This window comes from Rhodocytophaga aerolata, from assembly GCF_030503435.1.
Classification (GTDB): domain Bacteria; phylum Bacteroidota; class Bacteroidia; order Cytophagales; family 172606-1; genus Rhodocytophaga; species Rhodocytophaga aerolata.
Window position 1 is genome coordinate 58,068 of record NZ_JAUKPO010000024.1, and the last position, 26,318, is coordinate 84,385.

A 26,318-nucleotide genomic window follows, 5' to 3' on the forward strand; every position below is an offset into this window, starting at 1 on the left:
AAACTTTTCCTTACGGGTTGCCAGAAATTTAGCTGACAAGTAAGGAGTTTAAATGATAAGATCAAAAAGCTGCCTGTGCTTACTATATGCTTTTACCCAAGTCTGCTTACAATACAAAATCACAGGTGTTACTTGTCCCAGGCAGGTGCATGGGTAGGATTTACCAGGCGTTTGCCTTGCGCCAGACTAAAAATAGCCTGCATTTCAGCAGGACTTAACTCAAAATCAAAAATGTTGAAGTTACTTTGCTGGTGTTTGGCACTGGAGGCTTTGGGAATGGCTGCTACTTCCTGCTGCATAAACCACCGCAGGGTTACTTGTACAGGCGTTTTGCCATGCGTTTGAGCAATCTTTTGTAAAACCGGATGATCATTCACCTCTCCTTTGGCAATGGGACAATAAGCGGTCAACAGAATTTCATTTGCTTTGCATAGGTCAATCAGTTTTTGTTGCGATAAAAATGGATGATATTCCACCTGGTTACAGAAAATAGAACCGTATTGCAGTGCTTCTTTTAAGAGGGTAGTAGGGAAGTTGCTCACGCCCATATGTTTTACTTTTCCTTGTTGTTGCAAAGTTTGCATGGCCCCCAGGGTTTCGCTGAGTGCAATAGCCGGATTAGGCCAATGAATCAGCAGCAAATCCACATAGTCTGTCTGAAGTTTTTTCAGGCTTTGTTCGCAGGCTTGCACTACGGCTTTTTCAGCGAGATTAGTATACCAGATTTTGGTTGTCAGGAAAACTTCGTGCCGCGGTATACCGGATGCTCGTATGCCTTCTCCCACAAATTCTTCGTTGCCATACATCTCGGCGGTGTCTATATGCCGGTAGCCTAAGGTTAATGCTGCCGCTACTGAATCCCGGCAGGCTGGTCCATTTAGTTGCCAGGTACCAAAGCCAAGTGCCGGTACCTGAGCCTGTTGTATAGTTATTGTCTGTTGCATGGCTGAATGAAAGAATATGTTTAATAAGTAAAGACTAAAAAAACGGGATGTCTGTAAAAAAAGATTTGTTTTCTTACATAAACTTTCTTAGGTTAGCATCACAAAGGACTTACCTAGCACCTACCATACCTGAAGAGATAATTATAGAATACTGGTGATTTCTTACCCGCCGGTAATAATGTTATTTGAACAAACCACCTAAATTTTTTATTCGCCCATTTCATTACAGGCCATGCAGAGCAGTTTTGTTACTCAAACGCTCTGCAAATTGGGGCCGAAACATACATATCCGGTTACGGCAAATTCATTTCAGCCTAATAACCCGGCCTGTTTATTTAGCGTAGAAGAAATATATATCTGATTAGATTTCCTACATCGCAATTTTTGGCAAAAAATTTGTCGTAATACAACAGTAATAAGAAGCAATCTATGAACAAAATTGACAATAGAAAATGGACGATCGGCAAGATCGAACGTTCTATAACAGACTCTCATAACCTAGAACAATTGGCTAGTACTGAACAGTTTTTGCACCTGTATTATAAGTTTTTTCCATTCGATGCCAGATTCTTTAAACAAGAATGGCTCATGGATAAAAGTCTGAAAGCCCGTAAGAGAGAGTTAGTCTTGGTGGATGACATAGACCCTGACACAATTTCCTTCTACGAAGAGAAAATGAGCCTCAGACGCTTGAACGAATACGTAAAATCATTATCCATTAATGAGTTTGCTGCCGAGTGGACTATTTTGCAGACCCAGCTGGCCGGCGTGGATGTGTTGGATATTAGTATGTATCCGGATTTGTGTGAGAAAATAGCCACGTTGAAATCTCCATTAAAATACGCTTATGACAAACAACTACAAGTAGCCTAGCCTTCCTGTAAAACAATTAGTTGTATTACAAGAAGCACAATCATACAAAAGCACTCTTTATCTGAAGAGTGCTTTTTTGTAACTACCTATTTCTATAAATACCCACCCAAGCCAGATCATTTTAACAAGGAATTAACTTTTCCAGCAAACGACTAGCAATTACCAATTCATCCGCTCCCGCAGGGAAGTAATATGGGCAATATGATGGTTGCCATGCCAGGCATACATACCTGCCACTTCAGTAAGTATGACTATGCCAGATTGTGGATGACGGTAGCTCCGCTGCCAGCTGGTTTCAGAGAGAGCATGCAACAGGGCAACCCATCGCTTATGTAGATTTTCCAGAAGCATTACCGATACCTCTACCGGAGTATGATAGGTGTCATATAATTCTGCCCAGAGCTGTTCCTCATACGGTTTTATAGTAGGCACTTGTTCAGTCAGCGCCAGTTTCATGCGTATGTAGGCGTTCATGTGGCTGTCGGGGATGTGGTGAATTACTTGTCTGATTGTCCAGCCGCCGGGCCGGTAGGGTGTATCTAGTTGCTGGGCTGATAATCCATGGATGGCCTCTTTTAATTTTTGAGGTGCTTGAGCTATTTCTTCTACCCATTGCTTTCGTATGCTTTCTGTGATCTGGGCAGGTGCAACAAATTTGCCAATAGGGTATTGGAGGGTATAAGTGTCAGTGGTCATATACTAAGTTAAGGGGTATATCTATGTGAAAACTAAAAATACTGGTTTAAAATCTGCTATTTCCGGTAGCCTTGGGAAGCATATAGTTCTTTCATGTGAGCTGCTATCGCTTGGGCAGAAGCATCGGGTAACTTCTCCAGTTCCTGAATAATGTTGCGGTAGTTCTTTTCGTCCCGGTTCTGGCTCAGTTTAAAGTTGGCTTCCATGCGGGTTATAGCGATTTTTATACCTACCAATGCTTTCACTTCTTGTTTATAAAAAGAAGGAGAGAGGGAAGTTATGTTGTATTCATCGGTGTGTTTTCCCTCATAGCTTTCAATCTGCTTTTTCAACATCTGATAAAGTTCTTGCTCCTCTTCTATAATTTTTGGCTTGCCATACACATGCACAGCCATATAATTCAAGGTAGGTACATTCATGTGATCGTACCATCTGGGCGAAATATACGCAGCAGGGCTCTGAAATATAACCAGTACCTCGGTGTCAGCTTGCAAGTGTTTCCACTGGAAATTCGCCTTCGCCATGTGTGCCGTTAACTCCCAGGTGTTTTCGCCCATAGATTCCAGACTAAAAGGCAAATGAGAAGCCTGTGGTATACCCTGCTGAGCAGTTACTAAGGTGCCAAACGAATGTGCCCGGATAAAATCCAGTATTTTCTGGGGGTCGGTTTCTTTGTTAGATTTATTGATGTACATAGGTGTATGTAGAAGAATGCTATTAGCCCAGGGCAGAAATAATTAACAAGCTAGTGTATACAATTAAAGTGGAATTTACAGGGAATTACCCGGATTTTACATAAACAGTTTATATGAAATACAAATATTCCTGTGGGCTTTATGATGCCCGTATATATATTAGTTTGCTTTTACTGCTAGCTGATGCTGCAACAGCTTTTCTAGCTCCCGTACAACGAAATCTATATCTTTCTCTGTGGTATGATAATTAGTGATACAGGCTCTGAACACTTTTTGCGTTTGGCTGGTACTCACAGCCGAAATCCACAGATTTGCTTCCTGATAGATCTGATGCAGCATACCAGTAATGGAAACCTCTCTGCTTTCTATAGCACGATGCGTAAAACAAACCACTGGCAATGGAGTGGAATTACTAATTTTCCAGCCCCGCTCAAGCAGCTGGCGGCGGAAATAATCGCCAAGGCTGGTTTGGTTTTCCAACAGCCGGGAAAAAGCTGACTCTCCGCTTTCGGCCAGTGTCATAAAAAGTTTCAATCCCATAAAACGCCGGGTCCATTGAAGGGTTGACGTGTAAGGGTCAGAAATGTCCTGTTCACTTTTAGGCATATAATCAGCCCGCACACTAAACATATGGCTGATAACAGCTTTGTGGCGGCAGAAGAACATACCTGCCCCAAACGAGACAGAAAACCATTTATGGGCATCCATGGTCACAGAGTCGGCCAGTTCTATTCCTTTGAGTAAGGGTTTTAATTTTTCTGAAAATACAATAGCTCCAGCCCAGGCAGCATCTACATGAAACCAGATATGCTGTTTTTTACATAGTTCGGCTAATTCCGGCAAAGGATCTATAATGCCGGCTGCTGTGGTTCCGGCGGTGCCTACCACCATAAAGGGCGTACACTGATTTGCGAGATCTTTAGCTATCTGTGCCTGCAGTGCGGATACATCCATTTTCAGTTGATCATCTGCAGGAATTACCCGCATAGCATTTGCGCCGATGCCAATATTTTTGCAGATTTTATCAAAAGAATTGTGTGCATATTCAGACACATAAAACACCGGCTGGGTACCTAGTTGCATTAATCCTTTCTCTAAATAATGTGGAAAATGAGAAGCCATAGCAGCCAGCATTGCCGTTAGATTAGCTTCTGAGCCACCAGATGTAAAGCTGGCTGCCAGTTGGGCAGCAGGGAAACCAAGGGTAGTACCTACATAATGTAAGGTATGGCGTTCTATCTCATTGGCAGCCGGCGCATGCGACCAGGCGGCCAGTTGTGGATTATATAAAGCTACGAGTGTTTCTGCCACAACGGAGGCAAGTGTCGTAGCCGGATTAAACAAACCCAGGTATCTGGGATGGGTCATTTGCAGGTTCCAGGTACGCATCATCTGTACCACATCTTCCAGTACTACTTCCAGAGGAACAGGCTCTTTGAATGTATACTGGCTTAAGTGCTGTCGTACGGCAGCAGCTGTAACTGGTATGCCTACGTGTGGGGCTACATTGCCAGATACAATAGCTGTTACCTCCTGCATTAACGATTGCAAAATAGTATTCAAGTGTGTAAGAGTTTGTACAGATGATTTCATTAATCAAGCGCCAGCCGTTTCAGCTGCTAACCAACCACTGCAGAAATTGCCAATGCCGACAAAAATTAGTAGCCTTCCAATCCCGTTTTCAAAAGCCTAATAAAAGCAAACGGGTAAAGTAACACCTGATACTTGCTACAATAGCACTTGGTTGATTATAAAGGAAGGTGCAATTGCTGGGGTATTCCATAGCTCCGGCGGGGAATAGTGTTTGCTGACAAACTGGTATGGCTGATGGTATAGACTGGTGTTTCGTAGAAACGGGAAGCTACTACAATTTCTGTGTCTTGCGCATGGGCCGAAAATAGTTCTTTAACTAAGTCTGGGTTGTTGTTCTCGTGCGACAAATGCGAAAGCAACAAATGGCTCATATAGGGCGGGCGGGATGAGGTAAATAGCTGTAACGCTTGCCTGTTCGACAGATGGCCGTGTCCGCCCCGGATGCGGCGTTTTAGGTAGATGGGATATTTGCCCTTTTCCAGCATCTCCTCATCATAATTAGCTTCCAGGAAGGCGGCATGGCACTGGCTGAAATGCCGGATTACGTGCTCACAAGATAAACCAATATCTGTGAACACACCTACTGTGAGATCCTGGTAGGTTACAGTAAAACTATGCGGATCGCTGGCATCGTGTTTCTTAGGGAATGGCAACACACATAATTCACCTATAAACACCGGCTGATAGGCTTCAAAGGTAAATACCTGCGATTTGGGAAGATATAATCTGGAATTGCGCAGGGTCTGGGAGGTAATGTATACTGGCAGCTTGTATTTTTTGGCTACTATTTCTACTCCTCTGATATGGTCTGAATGCTCGTGGGAAATAAACACCGCTTTTACTTTATCCATGGACAGGCCAAGCCGTTTCATCCGGATTTCGATCTGGCGGCAACAAATACCTACGTCCACTAAAACAGCTTCTTGTTCATTGCCAACATAATAACAATTGCCGTTGCTTCCAGAATTTAATGAGGTGATAAATAGCTGCATACTATGCAAAGAAAGGCATAATTTCTCTATTATTCTACCCCAATCCAGTGTTTTGACTTTGACAGTTAGGAAAAAGTTTAGTATTTTTTGGAAATTTTTTAGTCAGCATCCAAACAGATAAGCAAACATAGCTTAGGTTACTGGCATATCTTTTATAACTGCATAGCTACATTACTTATATGACATCTTTACAAACAAACCGCAGAAACATGCTCAAAGCGTTGGGCGCAACCGTAGCCGTTTCCCAACTACCTGGCCTGGCGTATTCCCAACCGGTTGCTAAAAAGAGCTTTGTTTATTCATTGAATATGAGCACCATCCGGGGGCACAAATTGGGTTTTGCAAAAGAGCTGGAAACGGCTTCCAAAGCGGGTTTCCGCTCTGTAGAAATATGGATGGATTCCCTGCAAACCTATCTTAGCTCTGGGGGTACACTCGCTGACGCCAGTAAAATGGTTAAAGATTTGGGCTTAAAAATTGAGAATTGTATAGGCTTTGCCCAATGGATTGTAGACGATGAAGCCACGCGTGCCAAAGCACTGGAGCAAGTAAAGCGGGAGATGGATATGCTGGCTACCCTCGGCTGCAAACGAACGGCTGCTCCTCCAATGGGTGCCACCAAAGAGCCAAGTTTAGAGCTGAAACGGGTGGCTGAACGGTACCGGGCTGTCCTGGAAATAGGCGATAAAATGGGCGTTGTGCCGCATCTGGAACTTTGGGGGTTTTCTCACAACCTGAACCGCTTAAGTGATGTGTTATTTGTAGCGGCTGAGTGTAGCCATCCATCAGCCAGGCTGCTGCTGGATGTATATCATTTATATAAAGGAGGCTCCAGTATAGATAGTTTGCCTGTCGTGGGTAAAGGGGCTTTAGAAATTTTTCACGTAAATGATTATCCGGCTAATACGCCTGCTGCTTCTATTACCGATGCCGACCGGATTTATACTGGTGACGGAGTAGCACCTATACGCCCCATTTTGCAGGCCCTTTGCCCGGAAGACCGACCATTAATTATTTCTTTTGAAGTATTTAATACTACCTATTATGGCCAAGACCCCTTACTGGTAGCTAAAACTGCCCTGGCCAAAATGAAAGCGGTGACAGAAGGACTCGGATAGGTTTAGGAATGATGTATAAAGGCTAGTTTTACTGGTTTATTCATACAAAACAGTCAGGAAATCGTCCATGGCTTCCAGTGACTGTTGCATTTGTTGGTTGGCATCTAATTTATTGGAGAGCTGGTAAGAAGCTAACATATCATTGATATTTTTGAAATAGGGTTTCATCAGTAAGCTTTCTTTTTGAGCGGCTGCATCTTCTACCGGCAAAGACTCCAGCCATTGCCTGAGTTGTGGTTGAATTTGTTTGGCACGCTCCATAAACGTTGTCCTGGCAATTTGCATTGTCCGGATAGCATCCTTATCATTTTGTAATTTTTTAACCTCTGCCAATTTGTTTACATACTCTTGCATTAATTTGTCTATTTTGGCTTCCGGCGTTTCACTGAAAGGTAATTCTATTCCTAAAAATTCAGAAGTAATATGGCTTAACTTAGCTATTTCGGCTCTATGCAAGTAAGGATTAATCATGCCTAAGTTGAAATAGATATTTAACAACAGCAGGAATAGTTGAGATGTATTATGCATAGTTGTAAGGTTTATTAATTACAGGGTCGTTTATTGTGATACACTTTTAGGGGCAACTTTAAAACGGATATACCGGAAACCTACGATAACTATTCCTGCTACAATCAGGGCCGCATTTGCCATTAGCAATATCCATTTACTATAAGTAAAGATATTGGCTGCCTTTGCTACCATGGCTAGTTTGTATGGATAGTTAATCAACATTAAAATAATACAGATATTCTCAGACAGGTCAGCAAGTAAAGCAGCAAAGGGAAGCAAGAATACGCTTTTGCTAACTTGTTCCTTTACCCGCAACTTATTGCAGATCAGTATAATGCTGAAAGAAAAAAGAAACGCATAGATAAATGGAGTAAGGGTGTTAATGGTAAGCTCAATCAGAATATACCATTCGCGGCTTTGGCTGCCATAGGCTTTTAGCAACGTATACACCTGATCTACAGAGTAACTTAAATGCCAGTCGAGCATTTCGGAAAGGCTGGCATTTGTCATTAAAGTAGCTACTGACCATTGCAAAAGAAATACTGTCATGAACAAGTAAGCAAACAAGAGAATCATCAAGTTTTTTCCTTTGGCAGACAGTGTAAAAATATGGTAGATTTTATTGTACATTTTGGCAAGTCACTATTTACTTCCGACGATACAAAAATACTATGGAAAACAGCGCTTGTAAATCACCTGAAAACGTGATTTTTCAAAAAGAGGCGGCTTTCAATACACACCTGAAAAAGCCTTAAATGGGGTATACTAAGCTTTTTTCAGGCACAGTATAACCTTTGGCAAAAGGTAATAAAGACCATATTTTCGGAAAGTCATACCCCTGCTCTACAGAAACAGGTATAATGCGTATATCCAACTTTGCCTAAATAAATTGATGCTTTCACTAATATCCCCCATTTTAGGGAGTACCCCTTTCTCCCCCATTCTCGGGAGAGGGGGGATTTTTCTTAAAAATAGTGCACCTTTGCAGAACCGTACATAACCATACCTACCATGGCAAAAGACATAAAAAAGAACAGAGAAGGCGTGGTATATTCCACAGATCAGTCCTTCGAATATACCTATACCGGCGGAAGTGAACCCGAAACCCTGCCCCCGGCCCAACAAAATCTGAAGGTGCAACTCGACAAAAAATCCCGGGGAGGCAAGCAAGTAACGCTGATCACCGGATTTATTGGCACACAAGCCGATCTGGAAACACTTTCTAAAAAGCTGAAAGCAAAATGCGGTGTAGGCGGCAGTGCCAAAGATGCCGAAATACTCATCCAAGGCGATTTCCGGGATAAAATTCTGCAGCTTTTGCAGGCCGAAGGATATAAAGCTAAAAAGATAGGAGGATAGGGCTTGCAATCGCTGCCTCCAGCTTTTGTCTTGCAAAAATTAATGGCCGGTAATTATCCAGAGTATAACCTATTTCAATATTCCCCGTTTACTTCCCATATCAAGCATAAAAATTAACTAACCTTAAACTTGACTTTAACTAAACTGGAATTATGAAAACGTTAAATGAACTCTTGAAACCTGCCTTTCCATATTTTATAGCTGCAGCTGTAGCTTTTGCTCCTGCCTGTTCTTCTCAGAACAATGCCAGAACCAGCGATAGCAACACCGTAGAAGAAATGGAAGACGATGCCGAAGAAGTAGGCAATGATGTAGAAAATGCAGCTGAAAAAGCTGGTAACGATGTAGAGAAGGCCGCCGAAAAAACTGGCAATGATATAGAAAAAGCTGCTGAAAATACCGGCGATGATATAGAGGATGCTGCGGATAAAACTGCTACTGAAGCAAAAGAAGCCGGTAGCGAACTGGAAGATGATGCAGATGATGCAGCAGATAATGCTTCTTCAAAATTAGAAGAAACCAAAGATAAGTTTGTATCTTCTATCCGTGAAGAGACCAGCAAGCTAGACACCAAAATAGCTGAGCTAAAGAAAAAAATGAGTGCTAATGGTCAGGAAGCAAAAGAAGAAACCAAAGAAGAGATCAACGAATTGGAAACTAAAAGAAGCGACCTGGATAACAAACTGCAAGAATTAGAAAATGCCAGTGAGTCTACCTGGAAAGATATGAAAAAAGGTATAAATGATGCCGTTAAAGATCTGAAAGCTGCTGCAGACAAAGCAGAAAATAACTTTAAAGATTAATTAACGCTTCTTACGAACACAACCAGCTAAAAAATGGCTGCCTCTCCGGAGAGCAGCCATTTTTGTTTTATAATAGGTAAACAACTAAGGAATAATTGCCGCCTGAAAGTATAGCAGTGCCTGAAATATTTTATTACCTTGACAGAGTAAATTTTCGGTAACAGTTTTAATGCACCATGGCAAATTTCATTACCAGAAGGGAATTTTTAAAACAAGGCAGTTTAAGTGCGATAAGTCTGAGCTTGTTTCCAGAGTATGCCCGCCGGGTGGCCCCCAGCGATAAAGTACGTATAGCTCACATAGGCTTAGGAGGCATGGGCAACCAGCATATGCAATGGTTTGCGGCCCTGCCTGAGGTAGAAATTGTAGCGTTGTGTGATGTAGATGCGGATCACCTGGCAAGCACTCTCAAAAGTCTGGAACAACGGAAGCCAGGTGCCAAAGCAAAAGGGTACGAAGACTTCCGGCATATATTAGACCGGAAAGATATAGATGCTATTACCTGTGCTACACCCGACCACTGGCATGCACAAATAGCTACCCTGGCCTTTAAAGCTGGAAAAGATGTGTATGGCGAAAAACCGCTGTCTTATGATGTAGAAGAAGGCCAACATATGCTCCGTACTCTTACCCGTCACAACCGGATTTTCCAGCTGGGTACACAAATACATGCCGGAGACAACTACCACCGGGTAGCAGAAATTATTAAGTCTGGAGCGCTGGGCAAGGTACATACGGTCAGGTTATGGAAAACGGGATTGCCGCCGCAGCTAGGTGCTGCTCAATACCAGGCTCCTCCCAAACAACTCAACTGGGATATGTGGCTGGGTCCGGCGCCTTACTCGGAATACACCCCGCAACGTTGCCATAAAACATACCGCTATTTTCTGGATTATTCAGGAGGCGTATTTGCTGATTTCTGGTGCCACATAGCCGATATTGTGTTCTGGTCTCTGGCCCCAAAGGGCTTAAAAACCATAGCTGCCCGTGGCGAAGAAGCAGAAGATATAGCCGATGCACCCAAATGGATAGATATAGACTATGAGTTTGATGGATTAAAACTCTACTGGACAAGCCAGCCGCCAGACATGCCTGGAGCAGCCGAACGGGGTATAGGGGCTTATTTTGAAGGTGAGAAAGGAACCTTGCTGTGCGACTATGCTACCCGTGAAATCCGGATAAATGGCGAAGCAGTAACAGACCTGCCAGAGGTGCCGCAAACAATCACCCGTTCGCCGGGACATCAGCAAAACTTTATTGATGCCATAAAAACACGGACGCAACCTGAGTCCAGCCTGGCGTATGCCCGCGAAATGACCTTGCCTATGCATCTGGGGTTAATTTCTTACCGCTTAGGCAGAAAGTTGAACTGGAATTCAGAAAAAGAAAAGTTTGAAGCCGATAAAGAAGCCAATACCCTTTTGTCCAGAAAATACCGGAAAAAATGGGATCTGGTGTAACAACTCAGACAGCTGGCATCCGGGAGTATACAAGACTCTACCAGTAGCCCAACGTCCACTGCCTTTCTGTCGATTTATTGCACCACTACTTGCTTGCCGATCTGCTCAAGGGAAGTGCCTTTGGTTTCCGGCATCATCCGCCAGACAAACAACAGTTGCAATACCATCATTGAGCAGAAAAACAAGAAAGTATTGCCACCTCCCAGAGATTCGGAAAAGTAAGGGAAGGTAAAGGCGATAACGGCTGCCATGAACCAGTGGGTGAAACTGCCCAGCGCTTGCCCGGAAGCTCGTACTTCGTTAGGAAATATTTCCGAAATAAATACCCAGATAACGGCTCCCTGCGAAAGAGCAAAAAAAGCAATGTATACAAAAAGGTAGATTGGTACTGAAAAATTGCCAAATTCCTCAAAGTAAAACGCTTTGGCTACCAGGCCTAAGGTTATAATTAACCCAACAGAACCAATAAGCATCAGGGTGCGGCGGCCAAAGCGGTCAATCAGGCTCATGCCCAGCATGGTAAAAAGCAGGTTAATGAATCCTATGCCCGCTGAAGAGAGCAAGGCAGAACTTTTTCCTAGCCCGGCCATTTCAAAAATACGGGGCGCATAGTAGATAATCGCATTGATGCCGGATACCTGATTAAACACAGCAAACAGTACAGCCAGCATAATAGGCGTACGGTATTGCCTGGAAAAGAACGGTGGCTTTTCTGTTTCGCCTGCTGCACGGGTAGTTGCTTCCACAATAGTGGCTATCATGGCATCCACATCGGTACCAGCTGGATTGGCCGCTAGTAAGATGTCTCTGGCTTCGTCTCTGCGCCCCTTCTTAATAAGTAACCACCGGGGACTTTCCGGCACGAAAAATAAGGCAATGAGGAAAGCCAGCGCAGGAATAGCTTCCACGCCCAGCATCCAGCGCCAGTCGTTTTCACCAGTGCCAGCCAGCAAGTAGTTAGACAGGTAGGAAACCATAATGCCAAACACAACATTAAACTGAAATAAGGCTACCAGGCGGCCTCTGGAATGGGCAGGCGATATTTCTGAGATATACATAGGTGCCGCTACCGAAGACGCCCCCACACCTAGCCCACCAATCAGGCGGAAAAACATAAAGGTAAGCCAGTCGGAAGTTACTGCTGAGCCAATGGCCGATACCAGGTATAAACCAGCAATCCAGAAAAGGGTTTTTCTCCGGCCTAAGCGGTCTGAAGGAATACCACCAAACAAGGCGCCTAAGACAGTGCCAATTAAGGCAATAGAAATGGTAAGGCCATGTTCGAATACACTCAACTGCCAGAGTTCTTGTATAGAACGTTCAGCGCCTGAGATAACGGCTGTATCAAATCCAAACAAGAAGCCTCCCAAAGCCACTACAATAGACCAGAAAAAAACTCTATTTTGATGCATAAGTGAAAACTAGTAAAACGTTTACCTGTAAATTTCAAATCTATCTTAAAATGTTTATAAACATACGGGTAGGCTCATAAAAATTTTGTACATCCCTACTCCCTTAACAATCGAATTAGAGCAAGGAAGTTTAACGCAATACAGGATTTTTTTTATTTACTGTATTTTTACACTAGTTTATCCGTTGAGTATGCTACGATACATTATTCTACCATAGTTGCATGAAAAATTTCTTTGATAAATTGTTCGTTTCTACCGGGTTTACGCCACATGGCGATTCGTATTTGTGGAAGCCAGGTATTTTATGGACCCATGTAGTTTCTGATGCACTTATTGCTTCAGTGTATTTTATTATTCCCTTATACCTCATTTTTATAGCCAGGCAAAGAACCGATTTCCGCTACCGGCAGCTTCTGGTTTTGTTCTGTGTTTTTATGTACAGCTGCGGTATTATTCATATGATGAGCATAGTCACTGTCTGGCATCCGCTCTACCAAGTAGAGGGCATCATAAAAGTTATCGCAGCTATTGCTTCTGTAGGCACAGCTTTTTTGTTAATCCGCATTACCCCCAAAGCCCTTACTCTGCCTACCAAAGAGCAATGGGATAAAGTACATCTGGAGTTGGCTGCCCAGGAAAAAGAGCTGGCTCAGAAAGAGCAGGCTATTCAACAATCTACGCAGGCCCTGAAAGAAAGCGAAGAACGGTACAACACCCTACGAGAACTGTTTGATAGTGTGATAATCTACCAAAATGACAAAATTGTATACACTAATCCGTCTACGTTACAATTGCTGGGTGCCGGTGATGCCAGTCAGTTGCTAGGAAAAAACATAACAACATTTGTTCCAGATGCCGATAAGGCCACTATCACCGGCAAGCTCTACCTGTTAACAAAGGGAGAAAAAGTGCCTCTTTTCGAGCAACAATTTCTCCGGATAGATGGCCAGCTGGCCGATACAGAACTGCTTTTAGTTCCCTTCTCCTATGAGGGGAAACCAGCTATACAAATGATTATTCGGGATATAAGTAGCCGGAAAAATGCCGATAAACTACTGCGCGAAAGCGAAGCCAAATTCCGGGGACTTTTTGAATCAAATATGATTGGCACCATGTTCTGGGAGCTTGATGGAAAAGTAAGTGATGCCAACGATGCATTACTAGACATGATAGGGTATACCAGGCAAGAGTTAGAAACCGGCAACATCAATTGGCTGGAACTGACCCCGGCGGCGTTTGCCGATAAAGATAGCATAGCCTACCAGCAAATATCCGCTTCTGGCAAGCACCAGCCGTATGAGAAAGAGTATATCCGCAAAGATGGTAGCCGGGTACCCATATTGGTGGGGGGATCGTTACTGAAGGGATTTACCAACAAAGGCGTTTCCTATGTTGTAGATATTACAGAACAACAAAAACAACAGCAAATACTGCAAGAAAGCGAAGCGAAGTTCAGGCATATATTCGAACTTGATATCCTGGGAGTACTCTTTGCTGATGAAAACAATAAAATAACAGAAGCCAATAATGCTTTTCTGAAGATGGTGGGGTACAGCCGCCAGGATTTAGAAAATGGGTTGCTGCAGTGGCCGGAGTTAACGCCACCGGAATACAAGCAAGCCGATGCAAAAGCCGTAAACGCCCTGATGCAGCAGGGAATGGTTCAACCTTATGAAAAAGAATACTATTGTAAAGATGGTAGCCGGGTATCGGTACTGGTAGGAGCCGCCATATTAAAAGATACCGGAAGTGTGGTAGCCTTTATTTTGAATATAACCGAGCAGAAAAAACAGCAGGTACAGCTGAGGCAAAGCGAAGCCAAATTCCGCCACTTATTTGAATCTGATCTGATAGGAATTAAGTTTTCGGATGCAAAAGGCGGTATTCTGGATGCGAATGATTCTTTTCTGCAAATGTTAGGCTATACCCGGGAGGAGCTGGAGATGGGTAAGATAGATTGGATAACGATTACCCCGCCTGAGTACGCTCATCTGGATCAAAAAGCAGCCGAAGAGTTGAAAACCAGCGGAGAGGTAAAACCTTTTGAAAAGGAATATATCCGCAAAGATGGCAGCCGGGTACCAGTTATTATTGGCATGGCTATGCTGAAAGATCTGCAACAAGGGGTGTCTTTTATGTTGGATATCTCTGAAAGGAAAGTATGGGAAAAACAGTTGCGGGAAAGTGAAGCCAGGTTCAGAGGCGTGTTCGAGTCCGATATGATAGGTATAGTATTCACCGATAACTCTGGGCAAATTCTCAATGCCAACAATGCCTTTCTAAACATTGTACGGTACACAAAGCAAGATCTGGACACTAAGCGGATCAGCTGGCGGGATATGACTCCCTCGGAATACGAGAGTATGGATGCAAAAGGATGGGCCGAGATTATGAATGTAGGCCTGATGACTCCCTATGAAAAAGAATACATCCGCAAAGACGGAAAACGGGTTCCGGTGTTAGTAGGCGCCTCACTGTTGTCCGGATTTCAGGATACAGCCGTAGCCTTTGTGCTGGATATTACCCAAGAAATTACTTTCCGGCAAGAGTTGAAACAGCAAGCTATTGAACTTCAGCAGGTAAACGCAGAGCTGGAAGAAAGCCAGGAGGTATTACGCCTCAGCGAAGCCAGATTCCGCCGGATGTTTGAAATGGACCTTATTGGTATTGTATTCTGGGATAAGCAGGGTAATTTTCTGGATGTGAATGACTTATTTCTGCAAATAATAGGATATACCAGAGAAGACTGGGAGAATGGCGGGATTAACTGGATTGCTCTTACTCCACCAGAGCACAGGGCCAAAGATGCAGAAAAAATTGCCGAAATGGACCAGACAGGTATTTTTACGGCCTACGAAAAGGAATACTATCGCAAAGACGGAAGCCGGGTACCTATCCTGCTGGCGGGCGCCGTACTGGATGGCTTCAAAGACCGAGGTGTTTCCTATATACTGGATATTACCAACCTGAAAAGAGTACAGCAGGAGTTAGAGCAGCGGGCCCGGGAGCTAGCCAGGTCTAATGAGGAGCTGGAACAGTTTGCCTACATTGCTTCCCACGATTTACAAGAACCTATCCGTACCATGGCTGGGTTTGCCAACCTGCTGGAAAAGAAATACAAAGATAAGCTGGATAAAGATGCCCACGACTTCATTGGGTTTATTGTGGATGCCGCCGACCGGATGAAAAAACTGATTACTACCCTACTGGAATATTCCAGAGTAAACACCCGGGGCACAGCTTTTACAGAGGTAGACGTAGAAAAAATACTCCTGCGGGTAAATGCCATGCTGCAGCCAAAAATACAGGAAGCAAAAGCTACAATCACCTGGGACCCGATGCCTACCATCTTTGCCGATGGCAACCAGCTAAGCCAGGTATTTGAACATCTGCTCAACAATGCCATTAAATTCAGGGATGAAAGACCCTTAACCATCCATATACAGGTAGAAGAGCAACCCACTGCCTGGCAATTTGCTGTACACGATACAGGTATCGGCATTGATATGGCATATGCACAGCGGATATTCCAGGTTTTTCAGCGGCTTCATACCCGTGATAAATACGAAGGCACCGGAATTGGGCTAGCTATCTGTAAACGTATATTAGACCGGCATAATGGCCATATCTGGGTAAACTCAGTATTAGGAGAAGGATCTACGTTCTATTTTACGATAGCCAAGCCTACTTTTTAACTTAACCGCGCAGAAAGCGAAACAGGTAAACTTATCTTATGCATACACTATCACAAGAGTAAAGGCAACATTCTTCCTCCCATCCAACTAGGCACTAGAAAGGGTAAGGCAATAAGTGATCCGCTTACCCTTTCATTAGGCTCTTGCTTCTTCCCTAAATAAAGTGTCTTTATCCGGTTAATACTGCTCAACCTTTACACTCATATCAATCTGCGCATGTTTTGTTTTTAGGGTATGAGCTTGAATAAACTCAACGTCTGGCCTGATACTCCACAAGTATAGCCCAGGGATACATACCTGCTACCAGTAGAGACATTTGTTCTATTCGTGCCGATTAAGGCTACTCATTTATTTAGCGATGTTACCCTATTGCTATGATTGCATACATATGTGCAAAAAAGTAAACATTCCTTTGCCTATCTTTCTTTAGTCCAAACTTTTAGACTAATGAACACTTTTAATTTTTTCTGCCAGATAGCTATAGTAGCTGTAGGTGGCATACTAATCTTGATTCCCAACCAGGCAACCGCACAAACTGAAGCCAATGTATTAGCTATTAGTAAAGATGGCACCAGCCATAAAGCTCCAACCAGCCTTCGGGTAGCCATTGTGCATAGCAACGATCCCTTAACTTTTAAGGTTTGCCTGGAAAACTTGTCAGCAAGCTATGCAATGATGGTGTTAAAAGATGAGAAGGGCCAAATGCTGGTTAGAAAATTTGTCTTGAACGATAAAAAAGCTGTAACCAGATTTAATATGTCAAAATTAACCGGGGGACTATACACCATTGAAGTGTCGAATAAAACCGAAAAACATAGTTTTCAGATTAAATTACTGAGTACCATAGTCCGTTCAGTAGAAATCAAACCAGGCATACTAGCTACATTACCCAAATAAATAAAAAAGCGCATACATGGTTATATCCTATCTGACAAAAGTAGGAGCTACTGTTGTGTTACCAGTGGATGGCAAAAGGTATACATCGGTTTGTAAAAATAACCGTTCAATATAATGTAAACATAGTAATTGGCAAAAGGCTTTTCTTCTGGGAAAGCTTTTTCTTTTTATAAATACCTAGCCGGTCACTTACTGTATACACATATCTGAATAAAAAGCACGTGTATACCCCCATTACCTCTTAATTCGTGGGCATTAGCGGAAATATTGTATCGATAATACGCTTTCCTGAGAAATTATTTTTGCTTTGCCTTACTCGCCAGCCAGTTTTGCCGGAAATTTGTAATCTGCGTGGTTATGGGCAGGTTAATCTCCTCATAAGTTACTACTTGCCATGTTGGATCTTCTATAAGTGTCACTTTTCCCTCCTTGGGAGTTCCCATCTGGATGTAGCGGATGCTTACCTCATCGCCAGGTTTCTTTTCTGCCTGTAGGTCCTGGTAAGCTTCTGCCGTAAAAACATTGCCATTCAGATGGGTAATGATATCTCCGCTTTCCAGGCCTGCTTTATATAAAGGTCCACCCCGCAATACGGTTGCGCCAACTGTTGCACCTTGTGAGGTAAATTTAAAAGATTCCAATCCTAAACTGGCTTTGCCGGCATACGCTTTTTGTAATTGCAACCCGGCTTGTGCCAGTAATGCCTGGTAAGGAGCTGTTTCTTTGCCTTCGATATAGCTGCTAAAAAAGCTGTTAGCGAAGTTCTGATTACCTGTTAATTCGCCCAACGTGGTTTTAAGGTCCTGTAGCGTATACGGTTTTTCTTCTTTTCCGTACTTTTTCCATAGCCGCCGCATGTAATCATCCAGAGAGATGTTGTTAAACTCTTTCCGCAAGGTCAGATCCAGGGCAAGACCAAGCATGTTTCCGAATGTGTAATACGAAAGATAGGTGTTGCGGCGGTTGTTGGGTTCAATAGAGACTGCGGCATCTACAAATGGGGCTTGCTGACTCATTTCTATGGCGCTGAATAATTGCCTGCCCGGCGCATTGAGCATAAAATTAAGGTTAGCTCCCAAATCTCCGGCATAGTCTTCCAGTGAAATAGCTTCTGTACGCTTTACGGCCAGGTCGCCGTAATAACTGGTAAACCCTTCGGCAAACCACAGTTCGCCCGACATATTGGCCCGTTCAAAATCAAATGGCTCCAGGGATCTGGGCCGCAAGCGTTCTACATTCCAGCTATGGAAGAACTCGTGAGCAGCCGTATTCAGATAGGGAACAAGGTGATTCTGCAAACCCGAAGGGCCAGAGATCATGGTAGAATTCCGGTGCTCCATACCATCGCCAGACACATAAGGCATATAAGACCCCAGAAAAGTATACTGGCCATATTCATACTCCGGGAGTTCACCGAAAACAGCCCTTAACTCGAGCACTACCTGCTGCAACTTTTGGGTAAATTCATCCACTACAGTTTCCGGGCCGTCGTTAAAAATGGCTAGTTGCAGGGTTCTGGTTTTGCTGCCATCCAGCACTTGCCACTTCCGCTGAATGAAATTGCCAACAAGGGTAGGGCTATCCATAAAATACTGTAAATGAGGAGCTGAAAATGTGGAAGGGTTGGCTCCAGGCTTTAGCTGGGTAGCTATCTTCCAGTTTTTACCTTCGGGCAGTTTAAAGCTAACTTCCATAGGTTTATTCTCCAGCCCCCGTGCCCACAGAAAGGTAGCAGGCATATTCAGGTGTGCAAACAGCGCCGTAATACCAGTATAGGTACCATCGGCGCGGTTTCCGAAAAGGGTATAGGTAATGGTAACGGTGCCATCGTGCTTGGCTATATTCCATTCGTAAGGAGTAGGACGGGTTACCGCTAACACTTGCCCTTTGCTGTTGCGGGCCTCTAGCGCATATACATGCTTGGCAAATTCATGCAGCGCATACCGCCCCGGAGACGACCGGCTCATGAGTACTTCCAGAGGTTTAGTTGGCAAACCTGAAAAAGTTACCTGAATGTGTGCTTCGTGGTGTACGGCATTCTCGAACGAAATTTCATAGGAAGTTTTCTGCTGGCTCCAGGCTGCTTGCGCAAGCAGCACTAATAAAACAATATACCAGGAAGACCGGAATGACTGAGTAAACACAGATGTTAAGCGTAGATGCATATATAAACTTTTTGGTGTCTTGCAGAGCAGCCTGCAAATACATTGAAGGAAATTTGTAGGCAAACTATGTAAAAACCCACCTCCAAACAAGTAAAAAGCTTTCCTCAAAAAAATAGCTAATGCTGCTATTACAAACAAAGGACAATAAGCTCCCTATTTAGCAAGTAGTATAATGGATGAATCCTCTTGATATATTCATGTAGGCTAAAATCAGTCACCGGTTAGGAGATGAGAGGAAAAACAGAGAAGCCTTTGCTTTATTTTAGGAGAACCTATGTTTCTTACATGCTTTCAACACCCCTGGCGGCAGCTAATTTTCTGATCCCTGAGAATATTAATAGTTTCGATTAGTTCTGAAAATATACTTACTCAAAACCAGTAAACTATGCGTGAATTAGTACGTTCCCTAATCGCTTGTTTTTGTCTGTCGCTATGCACGGCCGCTGTAGCTCAGGAGGCCACTGTAGCCATAGAAGAATCCTCAAATCAAGCCAATGCAGACACAAAACGGGACTCCAAGAAATCAAAGACGGAAGCGAAACCCTATGTTTCTCCTTATTACAATTACGATGACGATAAGGATGGCGTACCAAACGGAAGAGACAAGTGCCCGAACACGCCGCAAGGAGAAAAAGTAACGCCTTTCGGCTGTCCATATGACACCGATTTTGATGGCATGTATGATTATGAAGATAAATGTATTACAGAACCAGGTCCGAAAGAAAACTTTGGCTGCCCCTGGGGAGACAAAGATAACGATGGCGTAAAAGATAATATAGATAAATGTCCGGAAGTGCCAGGTCCTATTCGTTTTGCTGGCTGCCCGGCTCCTCCCAAAAAAGATTCTGACGGCGACGGCGTATTTGATGACGATGATTTGTGTGTAGATGTGCCGGGAATAATTGCCAACAAAGGATGTCCGGAGATTAAAGCGGAAGAAAAAGCTGCGCTGAAAAAAGCATTTGAAAACTTATTGTTCGAAACAGGCAAAGATGTGATCAAATCTTCATCATTCAGTTCATTAAATGATCTGGCTACTGTACTGATAAACAACCCCAAAGCGTTACTATATCTGGAAGGCCATACAGATGATGTAGGGGAAGATCAGGCAAACTTACTGCTGTCTCAGAACCGATCTGCTTCTGTAAAACGGTACCTGGCTCAACGAGGCGTAGGCGAAGACCGCATGACTACCGATGGATATGGAGAAAACAGACCAGTAGCTGACAACGGTACAGATAAAGGTCGTGCCCTCAACAGACGTGTAGTGATGGTAATCCGCTATGAATAATTCTAGATAAGTAAATACGTATAAACAGGTGCTATGAAGAAAAGGCTGCTCAAAAGGCAGCCTTTTCTTATTTATTCTTCGGTGTTTTTAAGTGCCGCCTGCAAATAATAGGTGCCTTTTTTAACAATGTGCATACTGTCTGCTAAAGGAATGATAGGAGATGCAGCTATAGAACCTCCTTCTGCTACACCTATCCGTACTGGCACTCTTTGAAACGTATGGTTCCCTGAACTGTTTACTTTCTCTACAAAAATGTAACTACTATCTCCTTGTGAGACAACGGCCTCTTCCGGTAAAGCAGCGATAGCTTGTTGTTCGGTAATAATTCTGGCAGTTATATAGGCGCCTGGCAGCAGGTCTTCCCGTTCTGGTTCCATGTGGCCGTGTACATTAATAGATTTACTCTCTCCTTCAAATACTTTGCCCACCAGGTAAATTTTTGCAGCCATTTCCTCTGCACCAGCTTGTGGTACAGTAAACTTAATCAGCTGTCCTTCTTTTACTTTAGCTGCATCTTTCTCAAATACCTGTAACTCTATGTGCATATGCTCTTTATTTACAATTTCAAACAGCACATCGGTAGGGTTTACATACTTGCCAATATTTACATGCACAGACTTTACATAGCCGCTAATAGGGGAGGGTAAAGAAACGGTGCGGGCAATGGTACCTTTTTCCAGTGAAGGGATGGATATGCCAATCATTTGCAATTGTGCTTTTAAGCCTTGTACCTGCGCTTTAGTAATGGCATAATCAGATTCGGCTTGTTGCAGCTTTCGTTTAGCCCCTACATTTTCTTTCTCCAGTTCAGTTTGCCTTTCCAGGTCTTTTTGTAGATAACCCAGGCGGCTTAGTGCTTGCAAATACTCTTGTTGCAGGGTGATGTAACTAGGATGTTCGAGTATAGCTAATGTTTGCCCTTTTTTTACTTTATCGCCAGGCAACAGTTCTGTGTATTTGACAAAACCACCCATATGGGCACTTACCGAGGCCATGTTCTGCGGAGGAATATCTACCACGCCATTCGCTTTTATCTCTGTATTCATGGTCCGCTGATCGAAGCCGCCAATTTCGATTCCAGCCTGTTTTACCTGTTGGCTCGTAAGCCGTACTTCATCTGCTGCTTTAGCAGATGGTTGTTCCCGGGTGTTTCCTTCCTGCTCCTCTTCTTCCATAGGAGAACAAGAAACGATTGCCAGGGCTACAGCCAAAAAGAAGAAGTATACAGGAAATTTGTGGCCTAGTGCTGTATCGGAGGCAGACATATGATTGCTGCTTTTGATCCGCATAGAAAATGATTTGTTGTTTATAATAGTCAGCATATATAATATTCAAAAATGAGATCAATTAACTAATTATCAGTACGTAGTAGGAAGAATCGAGTATGCTATTCATTGTTCCCGGTAAGTGCTTCTATGGCAATCACGGTTTGGTTATAGCCCTCCAGCTGATCCAGATAAGATTCTTTGATCTGCCAGGCCTGCAAAGCTTCCTGAACAAAGGTGACATAATCTATGTCTCCACTCCGGTAACTTTGTTCGGCGTTGCGCAGAATCAGGTCAGCCTGGGGTAAGGCATAGGTTTCATAATACTGGGTAGAGCTGGTATAACTAAGCAGTTGCTGTTTCAGCATGTGTAACTCGCCGCTGAGTTGGGTTGTCTGGTAGGCTAGTTGCGTCCGGCTAATATCTTCTCCAATTCTGGCGGCTTCTATCCGGCCTTTCGGCGCAGCAAAGAACAACGGAACAGCTATACCTGCCTGCACCACATGAAAATTGGGCACTTTTTCTATGGACTGATTGAAGTAACCAACTGTAAAATCTGGCAGCAACCGTTGCCTTTCTACTTTGATTGCCTGCTTACTTACTTGTGCCTGTTGTTCCAGCACGGCTAATACTGGGTTGTTGGTAACTGTTAAAGAGCTAAGTATGGAGCTATCTGCAGATAGTTTCGCTGGCGTGGCTAGGGTATCAATACCAACTGGCTGGGGTGCATTCAGCAGAATTTGCAATTGCTGACGAAGTATCTCAATGTCAGCATTAATCAGGATTTGCCTGTTGCGGATATCTCTTGCCCGGGTTTCGGCAGAAATCTGCTCCAGCTGGTTGGTTTCTCCGGTACGGTAGCGGACAGCCGCTGCCTGCGCCGACCGTTGATATACACTATCTTGCGCTTGCAACAGTTGTCTGCGGGCATAATTCTGCACCAGGCGGTAATAAACTGACTTTACCTGCTTCACCAGTTCGTTTTTCTGCACGTCCTGCCTGCGCATAGCTTCTGTTACCAGATGAGAAGAAAGTTTACTCTGAGCGGCATACAGGGTCGGAAAAGCGAATTGCTGGGTTACATTCAGTAAATAATCATTGGGCATCGCCTGGATCTGTCCATACTGGTATTCAACCGCCGTTTTGGGAATATCAAAAGCTGTTTTCCGTAAGGTCCGTTGCGATTCTACCTGCAAAGAGGATACTTTAAGCAAGGGATTTTGCTGCAAAGCCAGGTCAATGGCCTGTGGTAAGGAAAGTACCTGGGCGGCCTGCCTGTTGGTCTGGGCTTTGGCAGGGACAGTACTTCCGATGATACTTCCCAGAATAAATAGACTTATGATAGTTAGCTTTACGCCACCTGTAGCAATTTGTCCGGTAGCATCTTCAGATTTTCCTTTGGAGAAAAAACTATAGAGTACTGGCAGCACCACCAGCGTAAGCAAGGTAGCAGAAATGAGCCCACCAATGACTACGGTTGCCAGTGGCCGCTGAACTTCGGCACCTGCCGAACCAGATAAAGCCATCGGAAGGAAACCTAAGGAAGCCACTGCCGCCGTCATTACAACCGGCCGGAACCGCACGGCTGTACCTTTTAAAATCCGTTCATATACATCCGTTACGCCTTCTTTTTCCAGGTCATTAAAGTAGCTGATCAGTACAATGCCATTTAATACGGCTACCCCAAACAAAGCAATAAAGCCTACACCAGCCGAAATACTAAAAGGCATTCCCCTCAACCATAAAGCCATAATGCCGCCAATAGCCGATAATGGAATGGCTGTATAAATCATCAGTGACTGCTTGAATGAGTGGAAGGTAAAGAACAATAAGACAAAAATGAGCAGCAATGAAACTGGTACCGCTATACTCAGGCGGGCTTTGGCATTCTGCAGGTTTTCAAACTGCCCGCCATAGGTAAAATAATAGCCGGCCGGCAGCTCCACCTTCGATTCCAGTACTTGTCTTATTTCTTCCACCAGGCTTTCCACATCCCGGTTCCGCACGTTTAAGCCTACGGTAATGCGTCTTCTGGCATTGTCGCGGGAAATTTGCATCGGGGCTTCTTTGTAGGAAATGTCTGCCAGCTCTCCGAAGGGTACTTTGTGGCCATTGGGTAGTTCTACAAACAGATTACGGATGTTTTCTATATCGGTACGGAAGGCGGCATTCAGCCGGACTACCAGGTCGAAGCGTTTCTCGCCTTCAAACACGACACCGGCGGCTTCTCCGGCAAAAGCTGTTTTAAGAATAGTATTCAGGTCGGCAATGTTAACGCCATATTGAGCTATTTTGTCGCGTTTGTACGAAACCAGCATCTGCGGCAGACCGATAATCTGTTCTACCTTTAGATCGGCTACTCCCGGAATATTCCGCAGTAAAGCAGCTGATTGATTGGCTTTCTGAAATAATAAATTCAAATCTTCGCCATATATTTTTACGGCTACATCTGATTTTACGCCAGTCATTAGTTCATTAAACCGCATTTGAATAGGCTGCTGAAAATCAAAGTTTACACCGGGGATAACAGCTAACGCAGCACCCATTTTTTCGGCCAGGCCATCTTTGGTAGCTGCGGTGGTCCACTCGTCTTTTTCTTTCAAAATCACCATCAAATCATTTGCCTCCAGCGGCATAGGATCGGTGGGAATTTCAGCGGTCCCTATTTTTGATATTACTTCTTTTACCTCAGGAAACCTCAGAAGGATATTTTCTGCATCGGTAGATACTTTGATAGTCTGCGATAAAGAAGAGCCGGGTGCCAGCCGCACTTCTACCGCAAAGTCTCCTTCATCCAGGTTGGGAATAAACTCGCCTCCCATAGAAAAGAAGATTAGTAAGCTGCCAAGAAATAATAACACAGCCATACCAAGTACGGCTACTCTTCTTTTTAAGGCCATCCGGATAATAGGGTCGTATACCTTGTGCAGAGCATGCATAATTTTGTGCGATAATGTGCCTTCTTCTTTAATGTTTTTTGTCAGCAGCAGGGCAGAAACCATTGGTACATAGGTGACACACAAAATCATTGCGCCTATAATGGCAAAACTGACAGCCATGGCCATGGGGCGGAACATCTTCCCTTCAATGCCGGTAAGGGAAAGAATGGGGAAATACACAATCAGGATGATTAACTGGCCAAACAAAGCAGAACGCATCATTTTACTGGCCGAATCTCTGGCAATGTCGTCCATCGTTTCGTTCTGGCCATTAAGCTGGGTGTGTGCAATATGGAAAATCATGGCTTCTACAATAATGACGGCTCCATCTACCACCAGGCCAAAATCAATAGCTCCCAGGCTCATCAGGTTGGCCGATACACCAAATACATTCAGCATCGAGAGGGCAAACAGCATACAGAGCGGAATAACAGAAGCTACTACCACACCAGCCCGCCAGTTGCCTAAAAGTAAGATTAGTACAAAAATAACGATCAGGCCACCTTCTATCAGGTTGGTGCTTACCGTCCGGATGGCTTTATCAATGAGTGTAGTGCGGTCCAGGAAAGGTTCTATGATGAGTCCGGCGGGCAAGGTTTTCTGGATCTGCGCTACCCGTTCTTTCACCCCATTAATAACTGCTTCTGAACTGGCTCCTTTTAGCATTAGTACAATGCCGCCTACTACTTCGCCTTCTCCGTTGCGTGTCATGGCACCATACCGTACCGCATGTCCATAGGTTACCTCTGCCAGGTCGCGTACCAGAATGGGTACTCCTTCCATGTTCTTTACTACAATATTGCTGATGTCTTGCAGATTGCTAACCATGCCTTCGCCCCGGATAAAATAGGCATTGCTTCCTTTTTCAATGTAGCTTCCACCAGTATTGGCATTATTTACAGAGATAGCCTGGTAAATTTCCGGGATAGTGGTATTCATGGCCCGCAGTTTATCCGGGTTTATACTTACCTCGTATTCTTTCAGAAAACCTCCAAAACTGCTCACCTCAACCACACCAGGTACGCCAGCCAGCTGGCGTTTCACTATCCAGTCTTGCACCGTACGGAGTTCGGTGGCAGAATACTTTTGCTCGTAGCCCTTTTCCGGGCGGATCACATACTGGTAGATTTCTCCTAAACCTGTGGTTACCGGAGCCATTGTAGGGGTACCTACGCCAGGCATAATGTCTTCTTCCGCCATCTTAATCTGTTCGGCTACCAGTTGCCTGGCTAGATATGTATCGGTATCGTCTGTAAATACCACCGTAATTACCGATAAGCCAAAGCGGGAAATGGAACGGATTTCGATAACGCCTGGAATATTGCGCAGGGAAGTTTCCAGAGGAAAGGTAATAAACTGCTCTACTTCCTGGGCTGCCAGCGAAGGCGATTGGGTGATTACCTGTACCTGGTTATTGGTTATATCCGGCACTGCATCAATGGGAATCTGGTTAAAGGAGTAAATGCCCCAGGCAATTAAGGCTACTACAAATAACCCGATGATGAGTTTGTTTTTTATACTGAAATGAATAATGGCATCTATCATGAGAAAGATAGGGATCTGGGTGTGCAAATTTGAAAATGTGGAAACTCAGAGAGAACTGCCTGGAAC

General features: G+C 44.0%; 19 protein-coding genes. 8 read left to right on the forward strand and 11 right to left on the reverse strand.

Annotated elements, in window-relative coordinates:
• Nucleotides 1-128: 128 nt before the first annotated feature.
• Complete coding sequence (locus tag Q0590_RS27240) at nt 129-944, reverse strand: aldo/keto reductase (protein WP_302040804.1); 816 nt, start codon at nt 942-944, stop codon at nt 129-131.
• Between the two features lie 429 nt (nt 945-1,373).
• Between Q0590_RS27240 and Q0590_RS27245 the strand changes: the two genes are divergently transcribed.
• On the forward strand, nt 1,374-1,817 hold the full coding sequence (locus Q0590_RS27245) for a hypothetical protein (RefSeq protein WP_302040805.1): 444 nt from the start codon (nt 1,374-1,376) through the stop codon (nt 1,815-1,817).
• A 159-nt stretch (nt 1,818-1,976) separates the two neighbouring features.
• Here Q0590_RS27245 and Q0590_RS27250 read toward each other — a convergent pair whose 3' ends face one another.
• The 4 genes from Q0590_RS27250 to Q0590_RS27265 form a co-directional block, all read right to left on the reverse strand.
• Nucleotides 1,977-2,513, reverse strand: a complete 537-nt coding sequence (locus Q0590_RS27250; RefSeq protein WP_302040806.1) for a YfiT family bacillithiol transferase — start codon at nt 2,511-2,513, stop codon at nt 1,977-1,979.
• Between the two features lie 56 nt (nt 2,514-2,569).
• Nucleotides 2,570-3,208: an FMN-binding negative transcriptional regulator gene (locus Q0590_RS27255; RefSeq protein ID WP_302040807.1), complete on the reverse strand. Its 639-nt coding sequence runs from the start codon at nt 3,206-3,208 to the stop codon at nt 2,570-2,572.
• Nucleotides 3,209-3,367: 159 nt separating this feature from the next.
• A complete protein-coding gene (locus tag Q0590_RS27260) occupies nt 3,368-4,771 on the reverse strand; it encodes a pyridoxal phosphate-dependent decarboxylase family protein (protein WP_302040808.1) in 1,404 nt (467 codons plus the stop codon).
• Between the two features lie 185 nt (nt 4,772-4,956).
• Nucleotides 4,957-5,793 carry an MBL fold metallo-hydrolase gene (locus Q0590_RS27265; protein WP_302040809.1) on the reverse strand — a complete coding sequence of 279 codons (837 nt, stop codon included), beginning with the start codon at nt 5,791-5,793 and terminating at the stop codon, nt 4,957-4,959.
• Between the two features lie 179 nt (nt 5,794-5,972).
• On the opposite strand from Q0590_RS27265, the gene Q0590_RS27270 reads away from it, so the two are divergent.
• The gene (locus Q0590_RS27270; RefSeq protein ID WP_302040810.1) at nt 5,973-6,911 is read left to right on the forward strand and encodes a sugar phosphate isomerase/epimerase family protein; all 939 of its coding nucleotides are present in this window, start codon (nt 5,973-5,975) and stop codon (nt 6,909-6,911) included.
• 36 nt (nt 6,912-6,947) lie between these two features.
• Here the strand turns inward: Q0590_RS27270 and Q0590_RS27275 are convergent, their stop codons facing one another.
• Both Q0590_RS27275 and Q0590_RS27280 read right to left on the reverse strand, forming a co-directional pair.
• The gene (locus Q0590_RS27275) at nt 6,948-7,439 is read right to left on the reverse strand and encodes a hypothetical protein (RefSeq protein WP_302040811.1); all 492 of its coding nucleotides are present in this window, start codon (nt 7,437-7,439) and stop codon (nt 6,948-6,950) included.
• 30 nt (nt 7,440-7,469) lie between these two features.
• Entirely contained in the window at nt 7,470-7,970 is a 501-nt protein-coding gene (locus tag Q0590_RS27280) for a hypothetical protein (protein WP_302040812.1), read from the reverse strand.
• Between the two features lie 462 nt (nt 7,971-8,432).
• On the opposite strand from Q0590_RS27280, the gene Q0590_RS27285 reads away from it, so the two are divergent.
• From Q0590_RS27285 to Q0590_RS27295, 3 genes are all read left to right on the forward strand, one after another.
• On the forward strand, nt 8,433-8,780 hold the full coding sequence (locus Q0590_RS27285; protein WP_302040813.1) for a translation initiation factor: 348 nt from the start codon (nt 8,433-8,435) through the stop codon (nt 8,778-8,780).
• 152 nt (nt 8,781-8,932) lie between these two features.
• Nucleotides 8,933-9,583, forward strand: coding sequence for a sll1863 family stress response protein (locus Q0590_RS27290; protein ID WP_302040814.1), 651 nt, complete (start codon nt 8,933-8,935; stop codon nt 9,581-9,583).
• Nucleotides 9,584-9,759: 176 nt separating this feature from the next.
• The gene (locus Q0590_RS27295) at nt 9,760-11,043 is read left to right on the forward strand and encodes a Gfo/Idh/MocA family protein (protein ID WP_302040815.1); all 1,284 of its coding nucleotides are present in this window, start codon (nt 9,760-9,762) and stop codon (nt 11,041-11,043) included.
• Nucleotides 11,044-11,117: 74 nt separating this feature from the next.
• Here the strand turns inward: Q0590_RS27295 and Q0590_RS27300 are convergent, their stop codons facing one another.
• A complete protein-coding gene (locus Q0590_RS27300) occupies nt 11,118-12,455 on the reverse strand; it encodes a sugar porter family MFS transporter (RefSeq protein ID WP_302040816.1) in 1,338 nt (445 codons plus the stop codon).
• A gap of 221 nt (nt 12,456-12,676) precedes the next feature.
• Between Q0590_RS27300 and Q0590_RS27305 the strand changes: the two genes are divergently transcribed.
• The gene (locus tag Q0590_RS27305; RefSeq protein WP_302040817.1) at nt 12,677-16,150 is read left to right on the forward strand and encodes a PAS domain S-box protein; all 3,474 of its coding nucleotides are present in this window, start codon (nt 12,677-12,679) and stop codon (nt 16,148-16,150) included.
• Nucleotides 16,151-16,597: 447 nt separating this feature from the next.
• On the forward strand, nt 16,598-17,047 hold the full coding sequence (locus Q0590_RS27310; protein ID WP_302040818.1) for a hypothetical protein: 450 nt from the start codon (nt 16,598-16,600) through the stop codon (nt 17,045-17,047).
• A 296-nt stretch (nt 17,048-17,343) separates the two neighbouring features.
• On the opposite strand, the gene Q0590_RS27315 is transcribed toward Q0590_RS27310, so the two are convergent.
• Entirely contained in the window at nt 17,344-19,212 is a 1,869-nt protein-coding gene (locus Q0590_RS27315) for a M61 family metallopeptidase (RefSeq protein ID WP_302040819.1), read from the reverse strand.
• Nucleotides 19,213-19,597: 385 nt separating this feature from the next.
• Between Q0590_RS27315 and Q0590_RS27320 the strand changes: the two genes are divergently transcribed.
• Nucleotides 19,598-20,503, forward strand: a complete 906-nt coding sequence (locus Q0590_RS27320; RefSeq protein WP_302040820.1) for an OmpA family protein — start codon at nt 19,598-19,600, stop codon at nt 20,501-20,503.
• A gap of 71 nt (nt 20,504-20,574) precedes the next feature.
• Here the strand turns inward: Q0590_RS27320 and Q0590_RS27325 are convergent, their stop codons facing one another.
• The gene (locus Q0590_RS27325; protein WP_302040821.1) at nt 20,575-21,825 is read right to left on the reverse strand and encodes an efflux RND transporter periplasmic adaptor subunit; all 1,251 of its coding nucleotides are present in this window, start codon (nt 21,823-21,825) and stop codon (nt 20,575-20,577) included.
• 65 nt (nt 21,826-21,890) lie between these two features.
• On the reverse strand, nt 21,891-26,252 hold the full coding sequence (locus Q0590_RS27330; RefSeq protein ID WP_302040822.1) for a CusA/CzcA family heavy metal efflux RND transporter: 4,362 nt from the start codon (nt 26,250-26,252) through the stop codon (nt 21,891-21,893).
• Between the last annotated feature and the right edge of the window lie 66 nt (nt 26,253-26,318).